The organism is Lonsdalea britannica (genome assembly GCF_003515985.1).
Classification (GTDB): domain Bacteria; phylum Pseudomonadota; class Gammaproteobacteria; order Enterobacterales; family Enterobacteriaceae; genus Lonsdalea; species Lonsdalea britannica.
In genome coordinates, this window is sequence record NZ_CP023009.1 from 725,497 (window position 1) to 743,669 (window position 18,173).

Annotated in this window: 23 protein-coding genes, 2 tRNA genes, 1 rRNA gene and 1 pseudogene; 6 read left to right on the forward strand and 21 right to left on the reverse strand. The window is 50.4% G+C overall.

Annotated features, from left to right (window positions below; translation table 11 throughout):
• Positions 1–89: 89 nt before the first annotated feature.
• From CKQ53_RS03355 to CKQ53_RS03365, 3 genes are all read right to left on the reverse strand, one after another.
• Positions 90–165, reverse strand: a tRNA-Ala gene (locus tag CKQ53_RS03355).
• Between the two features lie 125 nt (positions 166–290).
• Positions 291–367 (reverse strand) — tRNA-Ile (locus tag CKQ53_RS03360).
• A gap of 72 nt (positions 368–439) precedes the next feature.
• A 16S ribosomal RNA gene (locus CKQ53_RS03365) occupies positions 440–1,981 on the reverse strand.
• A gap of 454 nt (positions 1,982–2,435) precedes the next feature.
• Here CKQ53_RS03365 and CKQ53_RS03370 point away from each other — a divergent pair.
• Positions 2,436–2,972 (forward strand): gamma carbonic anhydrase family protein, encoded by a 537-nt coding sequence (locus CKQ53_RS03370; protein ID WP_085653268.1) that lies wholly within the window; start codon positions 2,436–2,438, stop codon positions 2,970–2,972.
• Here the strand turns inward: CKQ53_RS03370 and CKQ53_RS03375 are convergent.
• From CKQ53_RS03375 to dprA, 6 genes are read right to left on the reverse strand one after another with little or no spacing between them, the layout of a single operon-like run.
• Positions 2,969–3,223 (reverse strand): DUF1488 family protein, encoded by a 255-nt coding sequence (locus CKQ53_RS03375; protein WP_085653266.1) that lies wholly within the window; start codon positions 3,221–3,223, stop codon positions 2,969–2,971. The genes CKQ53_RS03370 and CKQ53_RS03375 overlap by 4 nt on opposite strands.
• Positions 3,220–4,047 carry a shikimate dehydrogenase gene (gene aroE, locus CKQ53_RS03380; RefSeq protein WP_085653265.1) on the reverse strand — a complete coding sequence of 276 codons (828 nt, stop codon included), beginning with the start codon at positions 4,045–4,047 and terminating at the stop codon, positions 3,220–3,222. The genes CKQ53_RS03375 and aroE overlap by 4 nt, the downstream gene beginning before the upstream one ends.
• Before the next feature lie 13 nt (positions 4,048–4,060).
• On the reverse strand, positions 4,061–4,633 hold the full coding sequence (gene tsaC / locus CKQ53_RS03385) for an L-threonylcarbamoyladenylate synthase type 1 TsaC (RefSeq protein WP_085653263.1): 573 nt from the start codon (positions 4,631–4,633) through the stop codon (positions 4,061–4,063).
• Positions 4,626–5,183 carry a DNA topoisomerase family protein gene (locus tag CKQ53_RS03390; RefSeq protein WP_085653262.1) on the reverse strand — a complete coding sequence of 186 codons (558 nt, stop codon included), beginning with the start codon at positions 5,181–5,183 and terminating at the stop codon, positions 4,626–4,628. Before CKQ53_RS03390 ends, tsaC begins: the two co-directional genes overlap by 8 nt.
• Before the next feature lie 20 nt (positions 5,184–5,203).
• Positions 5,204–5,677 (reverse strand): DUF494 family protein Smg, encoded by a 474-nt coding sequence (gene smg / locus CKQ53_RS03395; protein ID WP_085653260.1) that lies wholly within the window; start codon positions 5,675–5,677, stop codon positions 5,204–5,206.
• Complete coding sequence (gene dprA / locus CKQ53_RS03400) at positions 5,649–6,779, reverse strand: DNA-protecting protein DprA (protein ID WP_094118870.1); 1,131 nt, start codon at positions 6,777–6,779, stop codon at positions 5,649–5,651. The genes smg and dprA overlap by 29 nt, the downstream gene beginning before the upstream one ends.
• A gap of 114 nt (positions 6,780–6,893) precedes the next feature.
• On the opposite strand from dprA, the gene def reads away from it, so the two are divergent.
• The 5 genes and pseudogenes from def (at position 6,894) to mscL (ending at position 11,663) form a co-directional block, all read left to right on the forward strand.
• Complete coding sequence (def, locus tag CKQ53_RS03405; protein WP_094118869.1) at positions 6,894–7,403, forward strand: peptide deformylase; 510 nt, start codon at positions 6,894–6,896, stop codon at positions 7,401–7,403.
• A gap of 22 nt (positions 7,404–7,425) precedes the next feature.
• Entirely contained in the window at positions 7,426–8,364 is a 939-nt protein-coding gene (gene fmt, locus CKQ53_RS03410; protein WP_094118868.1) for a methionyl-tRNA formyltransferase, read from the forward strand.
• A 74-nt stretch (positions 8,365–8,438) separates the two neighbouring features.
• Positions 8,439–9,728 (forward strand): 16S rRNA (cytosine(967)-C(5))-methyltransferase RsmB, encoded by a 1,290-nt coding sequence (gene rsmB, locus CKQ53_RS03415; protein ID WP_094118867.1) that lies wholly within the window; start codon positions 8,439–8,441, stop codon positions 9,726–9,728.
• Positions 9,729–9,751: 23 nt separating this feature from the next.
• Positions 9,752–11,160 (forward strand): annotated as a pseudogene (gene trkA, locus CKQ53_RS03420) (Trk system potassium transporter TrkA).
• A gap of 95 nt (positions 11,161–11,255) precedes the next feature.
• Positions 11,256–11,663 carry a large-conductance mechanosensitive channel protein MscL gene (gene mscL, locus CKQ53_RS03425; RefSeq protein WP_094118866.1) on the forward strand — a complete coding sequence of 136 codons (408 nt, stop codon included), beginning with the start codon at positions 11,256–11,258 and terminating at the stop codon, positions 11,661–11,663.
• A gap of 60 nt (positions 11,664–11,723) precedes the next feature.
• Here mscL and CKQ53_RS03430 read toward each other — a convergent pair whose 3' ends face one another.
• From CKQ53_RS03430 to rpsE, 12 genes are all read right to left on the reverse strand, one after another.
• Positions 11,724–11,933 (reverse strand): alternative ribosome-rescue factor A, encoded by a 210-nt coding sequence (locus tag CKQ53_RS03430; RefSeq protein WP_094118865.1) that lies wholly within the window; start codon positions 11,931–11,933, stop codon positions 11,724–11,726.
• Between the two features lie 96 nt (positions 11,934–12,029).
• Positions 12,030–12,410 (reverse strand): DnaJ family domain-containing protein, encoded by a 381-nt coding sequence (locus CKQ53_RS03435; protein ID WP_094118864.1) that lies wholly within the window; start codon positions 12,408–12,410, stop codon positions 12,030–12,032.
• A 133-nt stretch (positions 12,411–12,543) separates the two neighbouring features.
• Complete coding sequence (gene rplQ, locus CKQ53_RS03440; RefSeq protein WP_026741360.1) at positions 12,544–12,933, reverse strand: 50S ribosomal protein L17; 390 nt, start codon at positions 12,931–12,933, stop codon at positions 12,544–12,546.
• Between the two features lie 40 nt (positions 12,934–12,973).
• Complete coding sequence (locus CKQ53_RS03445; protein ID WP_026741359.1) at positions 12,974–13,963, reverse strand: DNA-directed RNA polymerase subunit alpha; 990 nt, start codon at positions 13,961–13,963, stop codon at positions 12,974–12,976.
• A gap of 25 nt (positions 13,964–13,988) precedes the next feature.
• On the reverse strand, positions 13,989–14,609 hold the full coding sequence (gene rpsD / locus CKQ53_RS03450; RefSeq protein WP_026744173.1) for a 30S ribosomal protein S4: 621 nt from the start codon (positions 14,607–14,609) through the stop codon (positions 13,989–13,991).
• Between the two features lie 30 nt (positions 14,610–14,639).
• Positions 14,640–15,029 (reverse strand): 30S ribosomal protein S11, encoded by a 390-nt coding sequence (gene rpsK, locus CKQ53_RS03455; RefSeq protein ID WP_002438687.1) that lies wholly within the window; start codon positions 15,027–15,029, stop codon positions 14,640–14,642.
• A gap of 16 nt (positions 15,030–15,045) precedes the next feature.
• On the reverse strand, positions 15,046–15,402 hold the full coding sequence (gene rpsM, locus CKQ53_RS03460) for a 30S ribosomal protein S13 (protein ID WP_026741357.1): 357 nt from the start codon (positions 15,400–15,402) through the stop codon (positions 15,046–15,048).
• A gap of 147 nt (positions 15,403–15,549) precedes the next feature.
• Positions 15,550–15,666 (reverse strand): 50S ribosomal protein L36, encoded by a 117-nt coding sequence (rpmJ, locus tag CKQ53_RS03465; protein ID WP_002227352.1) that lies wholly within the window; start codon positions 15,664–15,666, stop codon positions 15,550–15,552.
• Between the two features lie 34 nt (positions 15,667–15,700).
• Complete coding sequence (secY, locus tag CKQ53_RS03470) at positions 15,701–17,032, reverse strand: preprotein translocase subunit SecY (protein ID WP_085653246.1); 1,332 nt, start codon at positions 17,030–17,032, stop codon at positions 15,701–15,703.
• A 7-nt stretch (positions 17,033–17,039) separates the two neighbouring features.
• Positions 17,040–17,474 carry a 50S ribosomal protein L15 gene (rplO, locus tag CKQ53_RS03475; protein ID WP_026741355.1) on the reverse strand — a complete coding sequence of 145 codons (435 nt, stop codon included), beginning with the start codon at positions 17,472–17,474 and terminating at the stop codon, positions 17,040–17,042.
• Between the two features lie 3 nt (positions 17,475–17,477).
• Positions 17,478–17,657 carry a 50S ribosomal protein L30 gene (gene rpmD, locus CKQ53_RS03480; RefSeq protein WP_004846568.1) on the reverse strand — a complete coding sequence of 60 codons (180 nt, stop codon included), beginning with the start codon at positions 17,655–17,657 and terminating at the stop codon, positions 17,478–17,480.
• A 6-nt stretch (positions 17,658–17,663) separates the two neighbouring features.
• Positions 17,664–18,164 carry a 30S ribosomal protein S5 gene (gene rpsE / locus CKQ53_RS03485; RefSeq protein ID WP_026741354.1) on the reverse strand — a complete coding sequence of 167 codons (501 nt, stop codon included), beginning with the start codon at positions 18,162–18,164 and terminating at the stop codon, positions 17,664–17,666.
• Positions 18,165–18,173: the final 9 nt, after the last annotated feature.

Consider the following 18,173-nt stretch of genomic DNA (forward strand, 5'->3'; position numbering starts at 1 on the left):
CATCGTTTCAAATTTCAGCTTGTTCCAGATTGTTAAAGAGCAAAATACTTCACAGCATACTGTTGCCAATACGCTCTGAAGTCTTTGTATGGTGGAGCTATGCGGGATCGAACCGCAGACCTCCTGCGTGCAAAGCAGGCGCTCTCCCAGCTGAGCTATAGCCCCAAATCAGTTATACCTCTGTCAACCCATCTCATGATGAGTCGACCAATTCTTTTTCAGGCAAGGCGGAGTCTCACGACGTTTACTCAAGTAAACGAGTGGGGCGACAACGCAGCATGGGAAGGAATTGGTAGGCCTGAGTGGACTTGAACCACCGACCTCACCCTTATCAGGGGTGCGCTCTAACCACCTGAGCTACAAGCCTATAAAGGTATTTCTGCTCGTTCTTCTTTCATCAGACAATCTGTGTGAGCACTTCACTAGCACTTCACTTTGGTAAGGAGGTGATCCAACCGCAGGTTCCCCTACGGTTACCTTGTTACGACTTCACCCCAGTCATGAATCACAAAGTGGTAAGCGCCCTCCCGAAGGTTAAGCTACCTACTTCTTTTGCAACCCACTCCCATGGTGTGACGGGCGGTGTGTACAAGGCCCGGGAACGTATTCACCGTAGCATTCTGATCTACGATTACTAGCGATTCCGACTTCATGGAGTCGAGTTGCAGACTCCAATCCGGACTACGACGCACTTTATGAGGTCCGCTTACTCTCGCAAGTTCGCTTCTCTTTGTATGCGCCATTGTAGCACGTGTGTAGCCCTACTCGTAAGGGCCATGATGACTTGACGTCATCCCCACCTTCCTCCGGTTTATCACCGGCAGTCTCCTTTGAGTTCCCACCATTATGTGCTGGCAACAAAGGATAAGGGTTGCGCTCGTTGCGGGACTTAACCCAACATTTCACAACACGAGCTGACGACAGCCATGCAGCACCTGTCTCAGAGTTCCCGAAGGCACTAAAGCATCTCTGCTAAATTCTCTGGATGTCAAGAGTAGGTAAGGTTCTTCGCGTTGCATCGAATTAAACCACATGCTCCACCGCTTGTGCGGGCCCCCGTCAATTCATTTGAGTTTTAACCTTGCGGCCGTACTCCCCAGGCGGTCGACTTAACGCGTTAGCTCCGGAAGCCACAGTTCAAGACCGCAACCTCCAAGTCGACATCGTTTACAGCGTGGACTACCAGGGTATCTAATCCTGTTTGCTCCCCACGCTTTCGCACCTGAGCGTCAGTCTTTGTCCAGGGGGCCGCCTTCGCCACCGGTATTCCTCCAGATCTCTACGCATTTCACCGCTACACCTGGAATTCTACCCCCTCTACAAGACTCTAGCTTGCCAGTTTCAAATGCAGTTCCCAAGTTAAGCTCGGGGATTTCACATCTGACTTAACAAACCGCCTGCGTGCGCTTTACGCCCAGTCATTCCGATTAACGCTTGCACCCTCCGTATTACCGCGGCTGCTGGCACGGAGTTAGCCGGTGCTTCTTCTGCGGGTAACGTCAATGAATAAGGCTATTAACCTTACTCCCTTCCTCCCCGCTGAAAGTACTTTACAACCCGAAGGCCTTCTTCATACACGCGGCATGGCTGCATCAGGGTTTCCCCCATTGTGCAATATTCCCCACTGCTGCCTCCCGTAGGAGTCTGGACCGTGTCTCAGTTCCAGTGTGGCTGGTCATCCTCTCAGACCAGCTAGAGATCGTCGCCTAGGTGGGCCTTTACCCCGCCTACTAGCTAATCCCATCTGGGTTCATCCGATGGTGTGAGGCCCGAAGGTCCCCCACTTTGGTCTTGCGACGTTATGCGGTATTAGCTACCGTTTCCAGTAGTTATCCCCCTCCATCGGGCAGATCCCCAGACATTACTCACCCGTCCGCCGCTCGCCGGCAAAGTAGCAAGCTACTTTCCGCTGCCGCTCGACTTGCATGTGTTAGGCCTGCCGCCAGCGTTCAATCTGAGCCATGATCAAACTCTTCAATTAAAAGCTTGATTTGCTAAGTTAATAGCGATGCTCAAAGAATTTACTGTTCATTCGTAATGAATTAACTGTTGTTCACTCTTCAAGACTTTTTCGTATCTAGTTGCGATAGTGTCTTGTGAGTGCCCACACAGATTGTCTGATTAAATTGTTAAAGAGCGTTTCGTTGCCGCCGAGGCGACTAACGTGAGGCCGCGTATATTACGCTTACCTCATTCAGAGTCAACGACTTTTTTCGTTTTTCTCCGACTGTCACTGCGATGCGTTGTCCGCTTTGCCGTGTCAGTGGGAGCGCATTATAGGGATCTCTCCGGGTTGCACAACCCCCTAATTAGATCTTTTTTATCGTTAGCTGTTTTTTTCATCTTTCCGTTGAGATCTTACGCATCCGCGGCTATTTTCTGACTCAAATTCGGCTTATTGAAAGATCCGCGCGTCATTTATGAGGTAATCAACCATGTCGAAGATCCTTCGCCCCTTTAAAAACCTCACCCCCACGGTAGGCGAAAGAGTCATGATCGATCCCTCCAGCGTCGTGATCGGTGCTGTTTCTCTAGCGAACGATGTCAGCGTATGGCCTTTGGTCGTCATTCGTGGGGACGTCAACACGATCCTTATTGGCGCTCGAACCAATATTCAGGACGGCAGTGTTTTGCACGTCACCCATCGGTCCGCCCACAACAAAAGCGGCAATCCCCTATTGATAGGGGAGGACGTCACCGTCGGCCACAAAGTCATGCTGCATGGTTGTACGATCGGACATCGAGTTCTGGTGGGAATGGGATCCATTATTTTGGATCGTGCGGTGATCGAGGATGACGTAATGATCGGCGCGGGTAGTTTAGTGGCGCCGGGCAAACGGCTGGAAAGCGGTTATCTTTATTTAGGGAGTCCGGCCAGAAAGGTACGACCGCTAACTACTGAGGAAATTGCTGGGCTACTTCATTCCGCCAGCAACTATGTGCGCTGGAAAGATGAATACCTTAACGGCTAAATAACAAATCGGCCGTCGGCATCTTCAACGTCATCCACGATCAGACACTCAAACTCTTCTTCTAAATCCCAGCGATTCGAGATGAACAACGATAGCCACTGTTCACCATCCGCTCCGCCAAACCGTTGCTGGATGGATTCCGCACGCAGAACACATTCACGCAGAAATCCATTGATCTGTACGGGGAAGCGGATGGCCTGAATGTCCTCGTCCCACTCTTCACGATCGGGAAATTGAATAGACTGATTCACTGCTCAAGTTCTCGCTGCATTTGTTGAATCACAGCAGCGGCGTCTGGCAGGACCCCATGCCACAATTCATAAGCATGCGCCGCCTGCCACACTAACATGCCCAAGCCGTCTGCAAACTTTTCCACGCCCAATCCGGTACACCATTCAAGGAAAGGAGTCAGGCCAGATGCATAAAACATGTCGTAGCAACGAACCTCGCGGCTCACGAGCGACTCAGGCAATGCAGGTATATCGCCGGTGATGCCTGACGATGTAGCGTTGACGATAAGGTCGAACCTCTCATCGCTCAATCCATTCAAGACGACCGCCCGGATACTTCCCATATATCGAAAGTGTTCCACCAGCGCTTCAGCTCGACTCTGCGTGCGGTTCGTTACTGTGACCTCGCAGCCGTAGGTCAAGAGAGGCTGAATAACGCCTCTGGCCGCCCCGCCTGCGCCAATCAACAACACACGGAAACCTGGCTGGATTAAGTTGTTCTGCTTTAAATCACTCAACAGGCCAATGCCGTCAGTGTTATCGCCATACAACGTGCCATCATTCATTTTCTTGATGGTATTCACAGCGCCCGCCGCTTTCGCACGCTCACTCAGAGCATCCATAACGACACAGGCCCGCTCTTTGAACGGCGTCGTCACATTGGCGCCAGCGCCGTTCTGGAAAAAGGCTTGAAGCGTCTGCTCAAACTGTTCAACTGGAGCCAAAACCCGGTCATACGACAGTACAATCTCAGTCTGGTCAGCAAACAGGGTGTGGATCTGCGGAGATTTGCTGTGCGCGATAGGGTTACCAAACACTGCGAAGGTTTTGACTTCAGATGACATGACTCATTTCCTTTTAGCCCGGACGGACCATGGAGCCCGTTAGGGCATCGCGAATCTCTGATGGATTTTGACGCCCACCAATCACACCTTCCAACACAGGAAAGTCTTTCCCAAACTGCTCAAACACTTCGTTTGCTGTACGGCATGGCGGCTTGCCACTCAGATTTGCGCTAGTGGAAACCACTGGTTTACCAAACCGACGGCAAAGCTCAATAACTAGAGGGTGATCGCTGACTCGCACCGCCAGCGTTGTAAATTCTCCGGTCAGCCATTGAGGCGTGCCAGGTTTCGTCGGCATAACCCAAGTCACGGGTCCCGGCCAAGAGGAAAAGACCGTGTTTAGCTGCACCTCAGAGAGAGCGGAAACATCTACATAAGGTTCCAACTGTTGAAAGTCTGCAGCAATCAGGATCAACCCCTTCTGCCATGGGCGACGCTTAAGATCGAGCAGCCGCTGAACGGCGATCTCGCTATCCGGATCGCACCCCAGACCGAAGACAGCTTCGGTCGGATACGCGATCACTTGCTGATTCTCTAGTTTTTTCAACAGAGGAGGCCACTGCTCGAGGGAGATATTGTTATTCATCGCTATCAGATGTCTCGGTGGATACTGGTTTGCCACATGACTTGCTGGCGCAAAACCGCTTTGCGCCGCGCGCCGTTTTCTTTTCGATTAACAGGGGATAGTGACAAAGTTCACATTCACCTGCTACCGGCTGATAATTGATGGCAAAACGGCATTCGGGATAGCGGTCACATGAATGGAACGTTTTTCCATAACGTGACTTACGTTGCAGTAACTTTCCCTGCTGACACTGGGGACAGGTCAGCGCAGTTTCATCAGGTCTGTCGATCGTTTCTGTATGACCGCATTCGGGGTAGTGAGAGCACCCGATAAACATGCCATAGCGTCCTTGCCGCAATACCAGCGTTGACTGGCATTCAGGGCAAAGCTGACCCGTGAGTTCTTTAACAACGTGGCCATCCGCTTGCGCCTTGAGCGGGCGGATGTATTCACATTCGGGATAGTGGGAACAGCCCAGAAAAGGGCCATGTCGCCCGGAACGGATAACCAAATCAGCACCGCATTCCGGACACTGCTGTTTTTTCTCAGCGAAAAGTGTCGGCTTAACCATTGTTTCCCCGTGAGTGGGGCTTACTGCACATAACCTTCGTTGGCTTCAAAAAGTAAATCTTCCATTTGCTGATAGGCATTTTCACAGCCGGGCACATTAAATAGCACCATCAGAATAACCCATTTGAGGTCATCCAAATCGAACTCTTGGGTTTCAAGCGCCATCACCCGATCAATTACCATCTCACGGGTTTCCAGGCTCAACACCTGAATTTGTTCGAGAAACAGAAGAAAACCGCGACAGTCGACGTCCAATCGCTGATCTTCTTCCGGCGTATAAATACGTAATGCCAGAGGATCGCTTGCCAATGCCAATGGAGGCGTTTGCCCCTCTTGGATATCCGCTAATTTTTCTAACCAATCCAACGCGCTATAAATATCATTGCGATCAAAACCAGCGCGAGTGAGGTCATCAGTCAACGTATCTTGATCGACACGCATTTCAGTTTCATTGTGAATATAAGTTTCAAACAAGTACATGAGTACGTCGAACATGGCTTGCCCTCCTTAATCGGACATAGCCGCCGGGTACAGCTGCGATCCATCCTGCTAACTCCAGGTCCAGTAATTTACTGACTACCTCTGGCACAGGTTGGCCGGCACGTTCAGCGACAACGTCAACAGGTGTAACCTCATCTCCTACGTTAGCCAACACATCAGCAAATGGCAATTCAACTTCGCGCTCCTGAGAACAAATAATTGCCTTATCTCCGTCTGTCGACCCTGTAAGCCAATGAAGATCGCTCCCAAGCTGCTCAATGATGTCTTTCGGATGGGTTACCAGGTACGCCCCTTGCTGAATCAACCAGTGCGTCCCTTCCGTCATCGCATTACCAATTGGCCCCGGCAGAGCAAAGACCTCCCTATTCTGTTCAAGGGCATAACGCGCCGTAACCAGAGACCCGCTACGACGAGATGCTTCGACCACCAGCACGCCTTGGCTCAACCCGCTGATAATTCGGTTTCTGCGCGGAAAATTAATAGGCAGCGGCCTGGTATCCAGCTCGAACTCAGAAACTAGCGCTCCGCCCTGCTCGATAATGCGCTCTGCGAGAGGCAGATGACGGCGTGGATACCGGTGATTCAACCCGCTTCCCAGAACGGCAATCGTTTTTCCCCGCGTATCCAACGCCGCCTGATGAGCGATGCCGTCAATGCCAATCGCGAGTCCGCTGGTGATGGTCAACTGACTCAGACTAAACTCCTGAGCGAAGAACCTCCCCCACTGTTCCCCATACGTACTATGGTTCCGACTACCAACCATCGCTATTTGAGGTGAACCCAACAGCTTGATATCACCGATGACGTACAGCATGGGCGGCGGTGAGCTGATATTACCAAGCAGAAAGGGATATTCGCTCGTGCCAAAGAACACGAGCGAGTGAGAAGGATGTTCCAACCAGCCCAAGACAGCTGCCACCTTCGCAGGCTCGTAATCATAGAACTGCTGCACCTGTGATTCCGACAACCCTAAATGCTGTAGAAATGCGGATGAAATGCCATCGGCCTGCATTAGTTGACTGACCAGCAGCGCGATTTTCCTTGCCCCCAATCGACTTACCGACGCCAGGCGCAACCATACTTCCGTCTCCGTCATTTTCCGCTCCGCATCCCGCAGTGCTAATAATGTCGGATACTGTCAATCAGAACAGGAAATGTCTAGAATAGAGACCAGAACTCTCTCATCACTCGGATACAGATCTAAAAATATATGTCAGTCTTGCAGGTATTACATTTCCCGGACGAGCGGCTTCGCACAATCGCAAAGCCCGTCAAAGAAGTTGATGCAGAAATTCAACGTATCGTGGACGATATGTTCGACACGATGTACGAAGAAGAAGGCATTGGCTTGGCCGCGACACAGGTTGATATCCACCAGCGCATCATCGTGATCGACGTTTCAGAAGAACGTAACGAACGTCTGGTGCTGATCAACCCGGAACTGCTTGAAAAAAGCGGAGATACGGGCATTGAAGAAGGCTGCCTGTCCATTCCTGAAACCCGCGCACTGGTTTCACGGGCGGAACGTATCAAAATTCGTGCTCTAAACCGTGACGGAGAGTCATTCGAGCTCGAAACCGATGGACTGCTGGCCATTTGTATTCAACATGAGATGGACCATCTTGTTGGCAAGCTGTTCATTGATTATCTGTCCACATTAAAACGTCAACGCATCCGGCAGAAGCTGGAAAAACTGGCCAGACAAAGCAGTCGCGCATAACCATCAATCAGGCGGAAACCACGTGTCTTTAAGGATTATTTTTGCAGGAACCCCTGATTTCGCAGCGCAGCACCTCGAGGCGCTGCTTTCCTCTCAACATGAGGTCATCGGCGTATTTACTCAGCCAGACCGTCCTGCAGGGCGAGGAAACAAACTCACTCCGAGCCCGGTAAAAGTTTTGGCGGAACAGCATGCCATTCCGGTGAGACAGCCTAAATCGCTGCGTCCGGCAGAGCATCAGCAGCTTGTGGCCGAATTTGAAGCCGACGTGATGGTGGTTGTGGCTTATGGTTTAATCCTGCCGCAAGCAGTGCTGGATATGCCGCGGTTGGGCTGCATAAACGTCCATGGTTCTTTATTGCCGCGCTGGCGTGGAGCCGCGCCTATTCAGCGCGCGCTGTGGGCAGGCGACAGCCACACGGGCGTCACCATTATGCAAATGGATGCCGGACTCGATACCGGAGCGATGCTGAAAAAGGTGGAATGTCAGATTCTGCCAGAGGATACCAGCGCCACACTCTATGCAAAGTTGGCTGAGTTAGGGCCACAGGGGCTGCTTTCTACGTTGGACAAACTGTCCACATCTGAGTTCCATGCCGAAGTTCAGGATGAAAGCCTGGCAACCTATGCAGAAAAGCTGAGTAAAGAGGAAGCCCGGCTCGACTGGTCACTCTCAGCCGAACAGTTGGAGCGCTGTATTCGAGCATTCAACCCTTGGCCGATCAGTTATTTCACCATCGACGATCTACCGGTAAAAGTGTGGCAGGCCAATGTCATCGCCACTGACAGCGAGGCGGCACCAGGCACGATCGTGCAGGCCGATAAGCACGGCATTCAAGTGGCCACCGCGAACGGGATTATCAATCTCACGCAGCTACAACCGGCGGGCAAAAAACCTATGTCGGCGCAAGACCTGTTAAATTCTCGCCGTGAATGGTTTACCCCAGGAAATCAGCTGTAAATCATCCCCATCGCCTGGTGGCTAATCACCGGGCGATTTATTCCTATAACACCGATCGATATCCGCTTTAGCCTATGAAAAACAATTACAACCTACGCAGCATTGCAGCCAAAGCCATCGGCCAGGTGTTGGATCAGGGTCAGTCTCTCAGCGCGGTCTTGCCCGCTCTGCAAAAGAATGTCTCCGACAAAGATCGCGCGCTGTTGCAAGAGTTGTGCTTCGGCACCTTGCGCGTTCTTCCGCAGTTAGAGTGGTACATCCAGCAACTGATGGCCAAACCCATGGTGGGCAAGCAGCGGACGTTACATTATCTGTTGATGGTCGGGATATACCAGATGCTTTTTACCCGCATTCCGGCACATGCCGCACTGGCGGAAACGGTGAACGGCGCTGTTGCGCTGAAACGTCCTCAGATGAAGGGGCTGATTAATGGCGTCCTACGTCAGTTCCAACGTCAGCAGGATTCACTGGTAGAACAGGCATCGGGTTTGGAAAGTGCTCATTTACACCCCAGCTGGTTGTTAAAGCGCATTCGGGATGCCTATCCCACACAATGGCAAGACATCCTCGACGCCAATAACCAAAAGCCACCGATGTGGCTACGAGTCAACCGACTGCATCATACTCGGGATGAATACCTTCAGCTGCTGTCTGAAGCAGGGTTGAACGCTGTTGCCCATGATGAAAATCCGGATGCAGTTCGTCTGTTGGCACCCAGCGCAGTTACGGCGCTGCCGGGATTTTCCGATGGCTGGGTGACCGTTCAGGATGCATCGGCACAAGGTTGTGTCCGCTGGCTTTCGCCAAAAAACGGCGAATCCATTCTGGACTTGTGCGCCGCGCCAGGTGGTAAAACTACACATATACTTGAAGCTGCGCCAGCGGCTCAGGTGATGGCGGTCGATGTCGACACAAAACGACTTGAACGTGTGACAGAGAACCTTGAACGACTGCGTCTCAAAGCAACAGTACGTCAGGGAGATGGACGCCAGCCTGCCGACTGGTGTGAGGGCCAAACGTTTGATCGCATTCTTCTCGATGCGCCCTGTTCAGCAACTGGGGTTATTCGTCGTCATCAGGATATAAAATGGCTGCGCCGCGATAGCGATATTCAAGAGCTGTCCACGCTGCAATCAGAGATACTCGATGCTATCTGGCCACACCTGAAATCTGGCGGGACGCTAGTCTATGCGACGTGTTCAATATTACCTGAAGAGAACCAACAGCAAATAACGGCATTCCTGACGCGTCATACCGATGCCACGCTAACGGGTACCGGCGATCTCGAACGACCAGGTATTCAATGTATCCCCACCCCTGAAGGTGGCGATGGTTTCTTCTATGCGAAGCTGACCAAAGACTGACGCGATTTCTTATCATTGTCTCAATCCGGGTCAACACATTACACGGCAAAAAAGCGATGAAAATTATTATTCTTGGTGCAGGACAAGTAGGCGGAACGCTGGCGGAAAACTTGTCGGGTGAGAACAACGATATTACGGTTGTCGACACCGATATGACGCGTCTGCGTCAGCTGCAGGATAAATTCGACCTGCGCGTAGTGACTGGATACGCTTCTCATCCCGAATTTTGCGTGAAGCGGGCGCGGAAGATGCCGATATGCTGGTAGCCGTGACCAGCTCTGATGAAACCAATATGGTGGCATGTCAGGTAGCCTATTCGCTATTTCATACGCCCAATCGTATTGCCCGTATTCGCTCTGCCGACTATATCCGAGAATCAGAGCAGCTTTTTCAGTCCGACGCCGTACCTATCGATCATCTGATCTCTCCCGAACAGCTCGTGATTGACAATATTTACAAGCTTATCGAATACCCCGGTGCGCTTCAGGTCGTGAACTTTGCCGAAGGGAAAGTCAGCATCGCGGCTGTCAACGCCTACTACGGCGGGCCTTTAGTGGGAAGCGCCATCTCATCAATGCGCGAACATATTCCTCATATCGATACGCAGGTCGCAGCCATTTTCCGCCATGACAGACCTATCAGGCCACAAGCCTCCACGGTTATCGAAGCAGGTGACGAAGTCTTTTTTGTCGCCGCTTCACAGCACATTCGCGCGGTAATGAGCGAATTGCAGCGGCTGGAAAAACCCTACAAACGCATCATGATCGTAGGGGGAGGTAATGTCGGTGCGGGTTTGGCGCTCAAGTTGGAAAAAGACTACAGCGTCAAACTTATTGAAAAGAATGAGCAAAGGGCCGCAGAGCTGGCTGAGCTTCTGCAAAATACCATTGTCTTCCACGGCGATGCTTCCGACCAGGAACTGTTGGCGCAAGAGCATGTAGAACAGATGGATGTGTTCATCGCCATCACCAATGATGACGAAGCGAACATCATGTCATCAATGCTCGCCAAACGGCTGGGGGCCAAAAAAGCAATGGTGCTGATCCAGCGTCGGGCATATGTCGATCTGGTACAGGGCAGTGCGATTGATGTCGCTATCTCCCCTCAACAGGCAACTATTTCCGCATTGCTTGGACATGTTCGCAAAGCTGATATTGTCAGCGTTTCTTCCTTACGTCGAGGCGCCGCGGAAGCTATCGAGGCGATTGCGCACGGCGACGAAGGGACTTCAAAAGTGGTTGGCCGCACAGTAGAAAACATCAAGCTCCCACCGGGTACGACGATTGGTGCCATAGTGCGAGGCGACAACGTGATTATCGCGACAGGTAAAAGCCAGGTAGAGCAAGGCGATCATGTCATCATGTTCTTAACAGATAAGAAGTACGTTTCTGACGTTGAACGTCTGTTCCAACCGAGCCCCTTCTTCCTGTAAACATTCGCAGGGATAATCTGCAGGTGGCCGTAAATGGAAAATCCTTCAGCTCTTGTTAGAATGATTGAAGTGACTATTTTATTAGGAGAATTACAATGAGTTTCTTTAAAGGGTTTCGCGAGTTCGCGATGCGCGGGAACGTGGTGGATTTAGCCGTCGGTGTCATCATTGGCGCAGCATTTGGCAAGATCGTCTCTTCTCTGGTTTCCGATATCATCATGCCGCCGCTGGGTTTATTAATTGGTGGAATAGATTTCAAACAATTCCATCTGGTGTTACGCGAGGCCCATGACAATATTCCCGCAGTAGTCATGAACTACGGCGTATTCATCCAGAACATTTTTGATTTCATCATCGTCGCTCTCGCAATTTTTGTTGCCATCAATTTAATGAACAAGATGCGTCGCAAAGAGGAAGAGAAACCCGCAGCGCCACCTAAGCCTTCTGCAGAAGAAACGCTATTAACCGAAATTCGTGATCTGCTTAAACTGCAGAACAAATAATCCAGATGTTCGCTGGTCGGAATAGTCAGCCCAAGTTTTGAGAGGAAGGGCTATCGCCTTTTAAAACCAGAAAGCCAGTGGTAAAAAGCGTTTATTTTTACCACTGGCCTCCCAGTTACCCTTCCCTGCATTTTTATGTTTACATTTTCTCTGATAGCTTCCCTTCCCCTTCACTTTTTTCTCTATGCGCTGCCTGAATAACGGGTCATGAAGCAGTGCTTCAATTGCATTGTCGTTTATCTGGCCTTTGGTATGCCTATAGTTAGACATCATTCTCTCCTGACCTAGTGGTTAATTTCATTGTCACTGATAACTGCGCCGCGATTCTAATACCGAACCTCGGTCTCGTGTAGTGCTTTCAAACGATTATTTATCACCCTCGATCCGACCGATTCTGTTACTCATCGCTGTACGATAACTTCCTCTCAAAAACTCAGTATTTACACCTGCTTGTTGCAAACGCAATTCAAGTAATACTAGACGTTTAGAAATCGATTCATAATCAGGATGATCGAGTGCGATCTCTTGCATCATGGCAGACAGGGTAATGGCCTCTTTACGATCCATAAGCTCAGGAGGGAGATAACCTGCGTTTTTGAGCAGATGGTAAACAGTTCGCAGCTCTTCGGGCACAAACGTGGTGTCGTCCAGATGAAGAGGTTCCCCGCTACCGGGCAAATTATCAAATGTGCCCTTTTTTTGAGCTTCTCTGATATGACGTTCAGCCCATTCGTCGATAATGAACATACCGCCTCCGAAAATTGGTTATCAGGATCCCACCATAAACAGAATATGACATAAAACAAATTGCGGAGAGGAGACGACAAAAGATACAGACGAAAAAAAACCGGGTTTCCCCGGTTTTTCATGCCCTGACAGATTACTCTGCAGTAGCAACTTCTTCTGTAGAAGCTGAGCGATCAACGAGCTCGATGTAAGCCATCGGCGCATTGTCACCTGCACGGAAGCCACACTTCAGAATACGAGTGTAACCACCAGCACGGCTCGCGAAACGCGGGCCCAGTTCATTAAACAGTTTTGCCACGATCTCGTTATCACGAGTACGGGCGAATGCCAGACGACGATTAGCAACGCTGTCGGTCTTGGCAAGAGTAATCAGCGGTTCAACAACGCGACGCAGCTCTTTCGCTTTTGGCAGGGTCGTCTTGATGATCTCATGACGAACCAAAGAACCAGCCATGTTACGGAACATAGCCTGACGATGGCTGCTGTTACGGTTCAGTTGACGACCACTCTTACGATGGCGCATGACCTTATCCTTCTCAGTAAAACCTTAACCTGTGATCCGGTTACTCATCAGCAATGCTTGCCGGTGGCCAGTTTTCCAGGCGCATGCCCAGAGACAGACCACGTGAAGCCAGCACGTCTTTAATCTCAGTAAGAGATTTTTTACCCAAGTTAGGCGTTTTAAGTAGCTCAACTTCAGTACGCTGTACCAGATCACCGATGTAGTGGATAGCTTCTGCCTTAAGGCAGTTAGCAGAGCGGACAGTCAATTCCAGATCGTCAACAGGGCGCAGCAGGATCGGATCGAATTCTGGTTTCTCTTCTTTGACTTCCGGCTGACGTACATCACGTAAGTCAACGAAAGCTTCCAGTTGTTCAGCCAGAATGGTAGCCGCACGGCGGATTGCCTCTTCAGGATCAATCGTGCCATTGGTTTCCATTTCGATGACCAGCTTGTCCAAGTCGGTACGCTGTTCAACACGAGCTGCTTCAACATTGTAGGCAATACGCTCTACCGGGCTGTAGCAAGCATCGACTAACAGGCGACCAATCGGGCGCTCATCTTCTTCCGTATGAATACGGGCAGATGCCGGCACATAACCACGTCCACGCTGAACTTTGATGCGCATATTAATAGAGGCGCTTTCATCGGTCAGATGGCAGATTACGTGCTGTGGCTTGACGATTTCGACATCACCGTCGTGGGTGATGTCGGCTGCAGTCACAGGGCCAATGCCAGATTTATTCAGGGTAAGAATAACTTCATCTTTGCCTTGAACTCTCACCGCCAGCCCTTTCAGGTTGAGCAGGATTTCCAGGATATCTTCCTGTACGCCTTCTTTGGTGCTGTACTCATGCAGTACACCATCAATCTCAACCTCGGTCACCGCGCAACCTGGCATGGATGAAAGCAGAATACGGCGCAGTGCGTTACCGAGAGTGTGGCCGAAGCCTCGCTCTAACGGCTCAAGGGTCACCTTGGCGTGCGTCGAACTGACTTGCTCGATATCAACCAGGCGCGGTTTTAGAAACTCTGTCACAGAACCCTGCATTGTGTCCTCTCTTTGGTACTAAGCCTTACTTGGAGTAAAGCTCGACGATCAGGTGTTCATTAATGTCCGCAGACAGATCGGTACGTTCAGGATTACGTTTGAACACACCTTCCATCTTGGCAGCATCAACTTCCAGCCAAGTTGGCTTTTCACGCTGTTCAGCCAGCTCCAGAGCGGCCTTAACACGAGACTGCTTTTTAGCTTTCTCGCGGATGCTGACTACGTCATTCGGAGATACCTGATAAGAAGCGATGTTAACAACGCGACCGTTTACCATGATAGCTTTATGGCTAACCAGCTGGCGTGATTCTGCACGCGTAGCGCCGAAGCCCATACGGTAAACAACGTTGTCCAGACGACCTTCCAGCAACTGCAACAGGTTTGCACCGGTATTGCCTTTCAGACGTGCTGCTTCTTTGTAATAGTTACGGAACTGACGTTCCAGAACACCGTAAGTACGGCGAACTTTTTGTTTTTCACGTAACTGTACACCATAGTCAGACAGGCGCGGTTTACGAGCACCGTGCTGACCAGGAGCTTGTTCAATTTTACACTTGGAATCGATCGCACGAACACCAGACTTAAGGAACAGGTCGGTGCCTTCACGACGGCTCAGCTTGAGCTTAGGACCCAAATATCTTGCCATTTTCTTTCTCCAACAATCCTAAAAGCGGCGTTATACGCGGCGCTTTTTCGGCGGACGACAACCGTTATGAGGGATCGGAGTCACATCAGTAATATTAGTGATGCGGAAACCAGCCGCGTTCAATGCGCGGATAGTAGACTCACGGCCCGGACCAGGTCCTTTAACCATAACTTCCAGATTCTTGATACCGTACTCTTTCACAGCTTCAGCGCAGCGCTCTGCTGCCACCTGAGCGGCGAATGGCGTAGATTTACGAGAACCACGGAAACCGGAACCACCGGCAGTTGCCCAACCCAGCGCATTACCCTGACGATCGGTAATAGTTACGATGGTGTTGTTGAAAGAAGCATGGACATGAGCCACACCGTCAGAGACTTGCTTTCTTACACGCTTACGTGCACGAATAGGTGCCTTTGCCATTATTCAATCACCCCGATTATTTCTTGATCGGTTTGCGCGGACCCTTACGGGTACGGGCGTTGGTCTTGGTACGCTGACCGCGAACCGGCAGACCACGACGATGACGCAAACCACGATAAGTTCCAAGGTCCATAAGACGCTTGATGCTCAGGGTAACTTCACGACGCAGGTCACCTTCAACAACAAACTTGGCAACTTCGTCACGTAGCTTTTCGATTTGCTCTTCAGACAGCTCACTGATCTTAACATTTTCAGCAATACCCGTAGCTGCGCAGATAGCCTGCGAGCGGGTTTTACCGACACCGTAGATCGCCGTTAATGCGATAACGGTATGTTTATGATCAGGAATGTTAATGCCTGCTATACGGGCCACTATGCACTCCTACAATTTTATACGGCAACACCATTCTGAAAAGCCCGTTTTCAGGATACTCAAATAATGTTGCAGTTACATACAAAAGATTGGCTGGCTAATCTAGCCAGCTCAACCCAACTTTGCAAGAAAAATATGTGAGATAAATCAGCCTTGACGCTGTTTATGCTTCGGCTCGGCGCTGCAAATCACACGAACGACACCGTTACGTTTAACGATCTTGCAGTTACGACATAATTTCTTGACGGAAGCACGAACTTTCATTTTTACTCTCCGTAACTTCTCAAGCTTGCCTTGATTAGCGGTTATAGCCTTTCAGGTTTGCTTTCTTCAATGCAGACTCATATTGACCAGACATCAACAAAGTTTGCACTTGAGCCATAAAGTCCATGATCACGACAACAACAATCAACAGAGACGTACCACCGAAGTAGAACGGCACTTTCATTGCATCACGCATGAACTCCGGGATAAGGCAGATAAAAGTAATGTACATCGCACCGACCAAAGTCAGGCGGGTCATCACTTTATCAATATATTTCGCCGTTTGCTCTCCCGGCCGAATTCCTGGCACGAATGCACCGGACTTCTTCAGGTTATCTGCTGTTTCACGCGGGTTGAAAACCAACGCGGTATAAAAGAAACAGAAGAAGATGATTGCAGACGCATAGAGTAGCACATAAAGCGGTTTTCCAGGCTGCAGAAACATCGAAATCGTCGTTAGCCAGTTCCAACCGGTACCGCCCCCAAACCAAGATGCAATCGTAGCAGGGAACAGAATAATACTGGAAGCGAAAATTGCTGGGATAACCCCGGCCATATTCACCTTCAGAGGCAAATGCGTACTCTGTGCTGCATAAACACGACGACCCTGCTGACGCTTCGCATAGTTAACGACGATACGACGTTGACCACGCTCTACAAACACAACAAAGAACGTCACTGCAAACACTAAAACTGCAACCAACAGCAACAGGAGGAAGTGCAGGTCGCCTTGCCGAGCTTGCTCGATGGTATGCGCGATAGCAGGAGGAAGTCCTGCAACGATACCAGCGAAGATTATGATTGAGATACCGTTACCAATACCTCGTTCAGTAATCTGTTCACCAAGCCACATCAGGAACATCGTCCCGGTAACCAGGCTGACAACAGCCGTAAAATAGAAAGCAAAGCCTGGATTAATGACCAGCCCTTGCATTCCAGGCATATTCGGTAAACCGGTAGCAATACCGATAGACTGAAAAATACCTAAGACCAGTGTACCGTAGCGGGTATACTGACTGATTTTACGTCGCCCAGCCTCCCCTTCTTTCTTTATTTCCGCTAACGCTGGATGAACCACCGTCAACAACTGGATAATAATTGATGCCGAAATGTACGGCATAATACCCAGAGCAAAGATAGAAGCACGACTGAGGGCACCACCAGAGAACATGTTAAACATTTCAATGATGGTGCCACGCTGTTGCTCGAGCAATTTGGCAAGCACAGTGGCATCAATACCAGGAATGGGAATAAAAGAGCCAATACGGAAAACAATCAACGCACCGATTACAAACAACAGTCTGCGTTTCAGCTCGCCAACCCCGCCTTTAGCACTTTGAAAATCTAATCCTGGTTGCTTAGCCATCTGCTACTTATTCCTCAATTTTACCGCCAGCAGCTTCGATAGCAGCACGAGCACCTTTAGTGACACGCAGACCACGAATCGTTACTGGGCGTGCAACTTCACCAGACAGAATCACTTTCGCAAACTCGATCTGGATGCCAATGACATTTGCGGCTTTCAGCGTATTCAGATCGACAACATCGCCTTCAACACGAGCTAGGTCAGAGAGACGAATCTCAGCTGTTACCATTGCTTTGCGAGAAGTGAAGCCGAACTTCGGCAGACGACGGTACAGAGGCATCTGACCACCTTCAAAACCACGACGTACGCCACCGCCAGAACGAGACTTCTGACCTTTGTGACCACGGCCGCCGGTTTTGCCCAGGCCAGAACCGATACCACGACCTAAACGCTTCGGTGCGTGTTTAGCACCTTCGGCCGGAGACAGAGTATTTAAACGCATCTCTTACTCCTCCACTTTAACCATGTAGGAAACCGCGTTGACCATACCGCGTACAGCAGGCGTGTCTTCACGCTCAACGGTGTGACCAATACGACGCAGACCCAGGCCAAGCAGTGTTGCCTTATGTTTCGGCAGACGACCGATTGCACTACGGGTTTGAGTAATCTTAATAGTCTTTGCCATGGTTAATTACCCCAGAATTTCTTCAACGGATTTACCACGCTTGGCAGCGACCATATCCGGGGACTTCATATTGGCCAAGCCGTCGATAGTTGCACGAACCACGTTAATCGGGTTAGTGGAACCATAGGCTTTAGCCAGTACGTTATGAACCCCTGCGACTTCCAGCACGGCGCGCATTGCACCACCGGCAATAATACCGGTACCTTCGGAAGCTGGCTGCATGAACACGCGAGACCCTGTATGCGCACCTTTAACAGGGTGCTGCAGAGTGCCGTTGTTCAGCGCGACATTCATCATATTGCGACGGGCTTTTTCCATCGCTTTCTGGATTGCTGCCGGAACTTCACGCGCTTTACCGTAACCAAAACCTACGCGACCGTTACCATCACCAACTACAGTCAGAGCTGTGAAGGAGAAAATACGACCGCCTTTAACAGTTTTGGATACGCGATTTACCGCGATCAGCTTTTCCTGCAGTTCGCCAGCTTGTTTCTCGATGTGAGCCATCTTACACCT

Excerpts from the sequence above, each read along its gene's own strand:
- CKQ53_RS03370 (WP_085653268.1), top strand. The coding sequence starts at position 2,436 with ATGTCGAAGATCCTTCGCCCCTTTAAAAACCTCACCCCCACGGTAGGC.
- aroE (WP_085653265.1), bottom strand. The coding sequence starts at position 4,047 with ATGTCATCTGAAGTCAAAACCTTCGCAGTGTTTGGTAACCCTATCGCG.
- tsaC (WP_085653263.1), bottom strand. The coding sequence starts at position 4,633 with ATGAATAACAATATCTCCCTCGAGCAGTGGCCTCCTCTGTTGAAAAAA.
- CKQ53_RS03390 (WP_085653262.1), bottom strand. The coding sequence starts at position 5,183 with ATGGTTAAGCCGACACTTTTCGCTGAGAAAAAACAGCAGTGTCCGGAA.
- smg (WP_085653260.1), bottom strand. The coding sequence starts at position 5,677 with ATGTTCGACGTACTCATGTACTTGTTTGAAACTTATATTCACAATGAA.
- dprA (WP_094118870.1), bottom strand. The coding sequence starts at position 6,779 with ATGACGGAGACGGAAGTATGGTTGCGCCTGGCGTCGGTAAGTCGATTG.
- def (WP_094118869.1), top strand. The coding sequence starts at position 6,894 with ATGTCAGTCTTGCAGGTATTACATTTCCCGGACGAGCGGCTTCGCACA.
- rsmB (WP_094118867.1), top strand. The coding sequence starts at position 8,439 with ATGAAAAACAATTACAACCTACGCAGCATTGCAGCCAAAGCCATCGGC.
- mscL (WP_094118866.1), top strand. The coding sequence starts at position 11,256 with ATGAGTTTCTTTAAAGGGTTTCGCGAGTTCGCGATGCGCGGGAACGTG.
- CKQ53_RS03430 (WP_094118865.1), bottom strand. The coding sequence starts at position 11,933 with ATGTCTAACTATAGGCATACCAAAGGCCAGATAAACGACAATGCAATT.
- CKQ53_RS03435 (WP_094118864.1), bottom strand. The coding sequence starts at position 12,410 with ATGTTCATTATCGACGAATGGGCTGAACGTCATATCAGAGAAGCTCAA.
- rplQ (WP_026741360.1), bottom strand. The coding sequence starts at position 12,933 with ATGCGCCATCGTAAGAGTGGTCGTCAACTGAACCGTAACAGCAGCCAT.
- CKQ53_RS03445 (WP_026741359.1), bottom strand. The coding sequence starts at position 13,963 with ATGCAGGGTTCTGTGACAGAGTTTCTAAAACCGCGCCTGGTTGATATC.
- rpsD (WP_026744173.1), bottom strand. The coding sequence starts at position 14,609 with ATGGCAAGATATTTGGGTCCTAAGCTCAAGCTGAGCCGTCGTGAAGGC.
- rpsK (WP_002438687.1), bottom strand. The coding sequence starts at position 15,029 with ATGGCAAAGGCACCTATTCGTGCACGTAAGCGTGTAAGAAAGCAAGTC.
- rpmJ (WP_002227352.1), bottom strand. The coding sequence starts at position 15,666 with ATGAAAGTTCGTGCTTCCGTCAAGAAATTATGTCGTAACTGCAAGATC.
- secY (WP_085653246.1), bottom strand. The coding sequence starts at position 17,032 with ATGGCTAAGCAACCAGGATTAGATTTTCAAAGTGCTAAAGGCGGGGTT.
- rplO (WP_026741355.1), bottom strand. The coding sequence starts at position 17,474 with ATGCGTTTAAATACTCTGTCTCCGGCCGAAGGTGCTAAACACGCACCG.
- rpmD (WP_004846568.1), bottom strand. The coding sequence starts at position 17,657 with ATGGCAAAGACTATTAAGATTACTCAAACCCGTAGTGCAATCGGTCGT.
- rpsE (WP_026741354.1), bottom strand. The coding sequence starts at position 18,164 with ATGGCTCACATCGAGAAACAAGCTGGCGAACTGCAGGAAAAGCTGATC.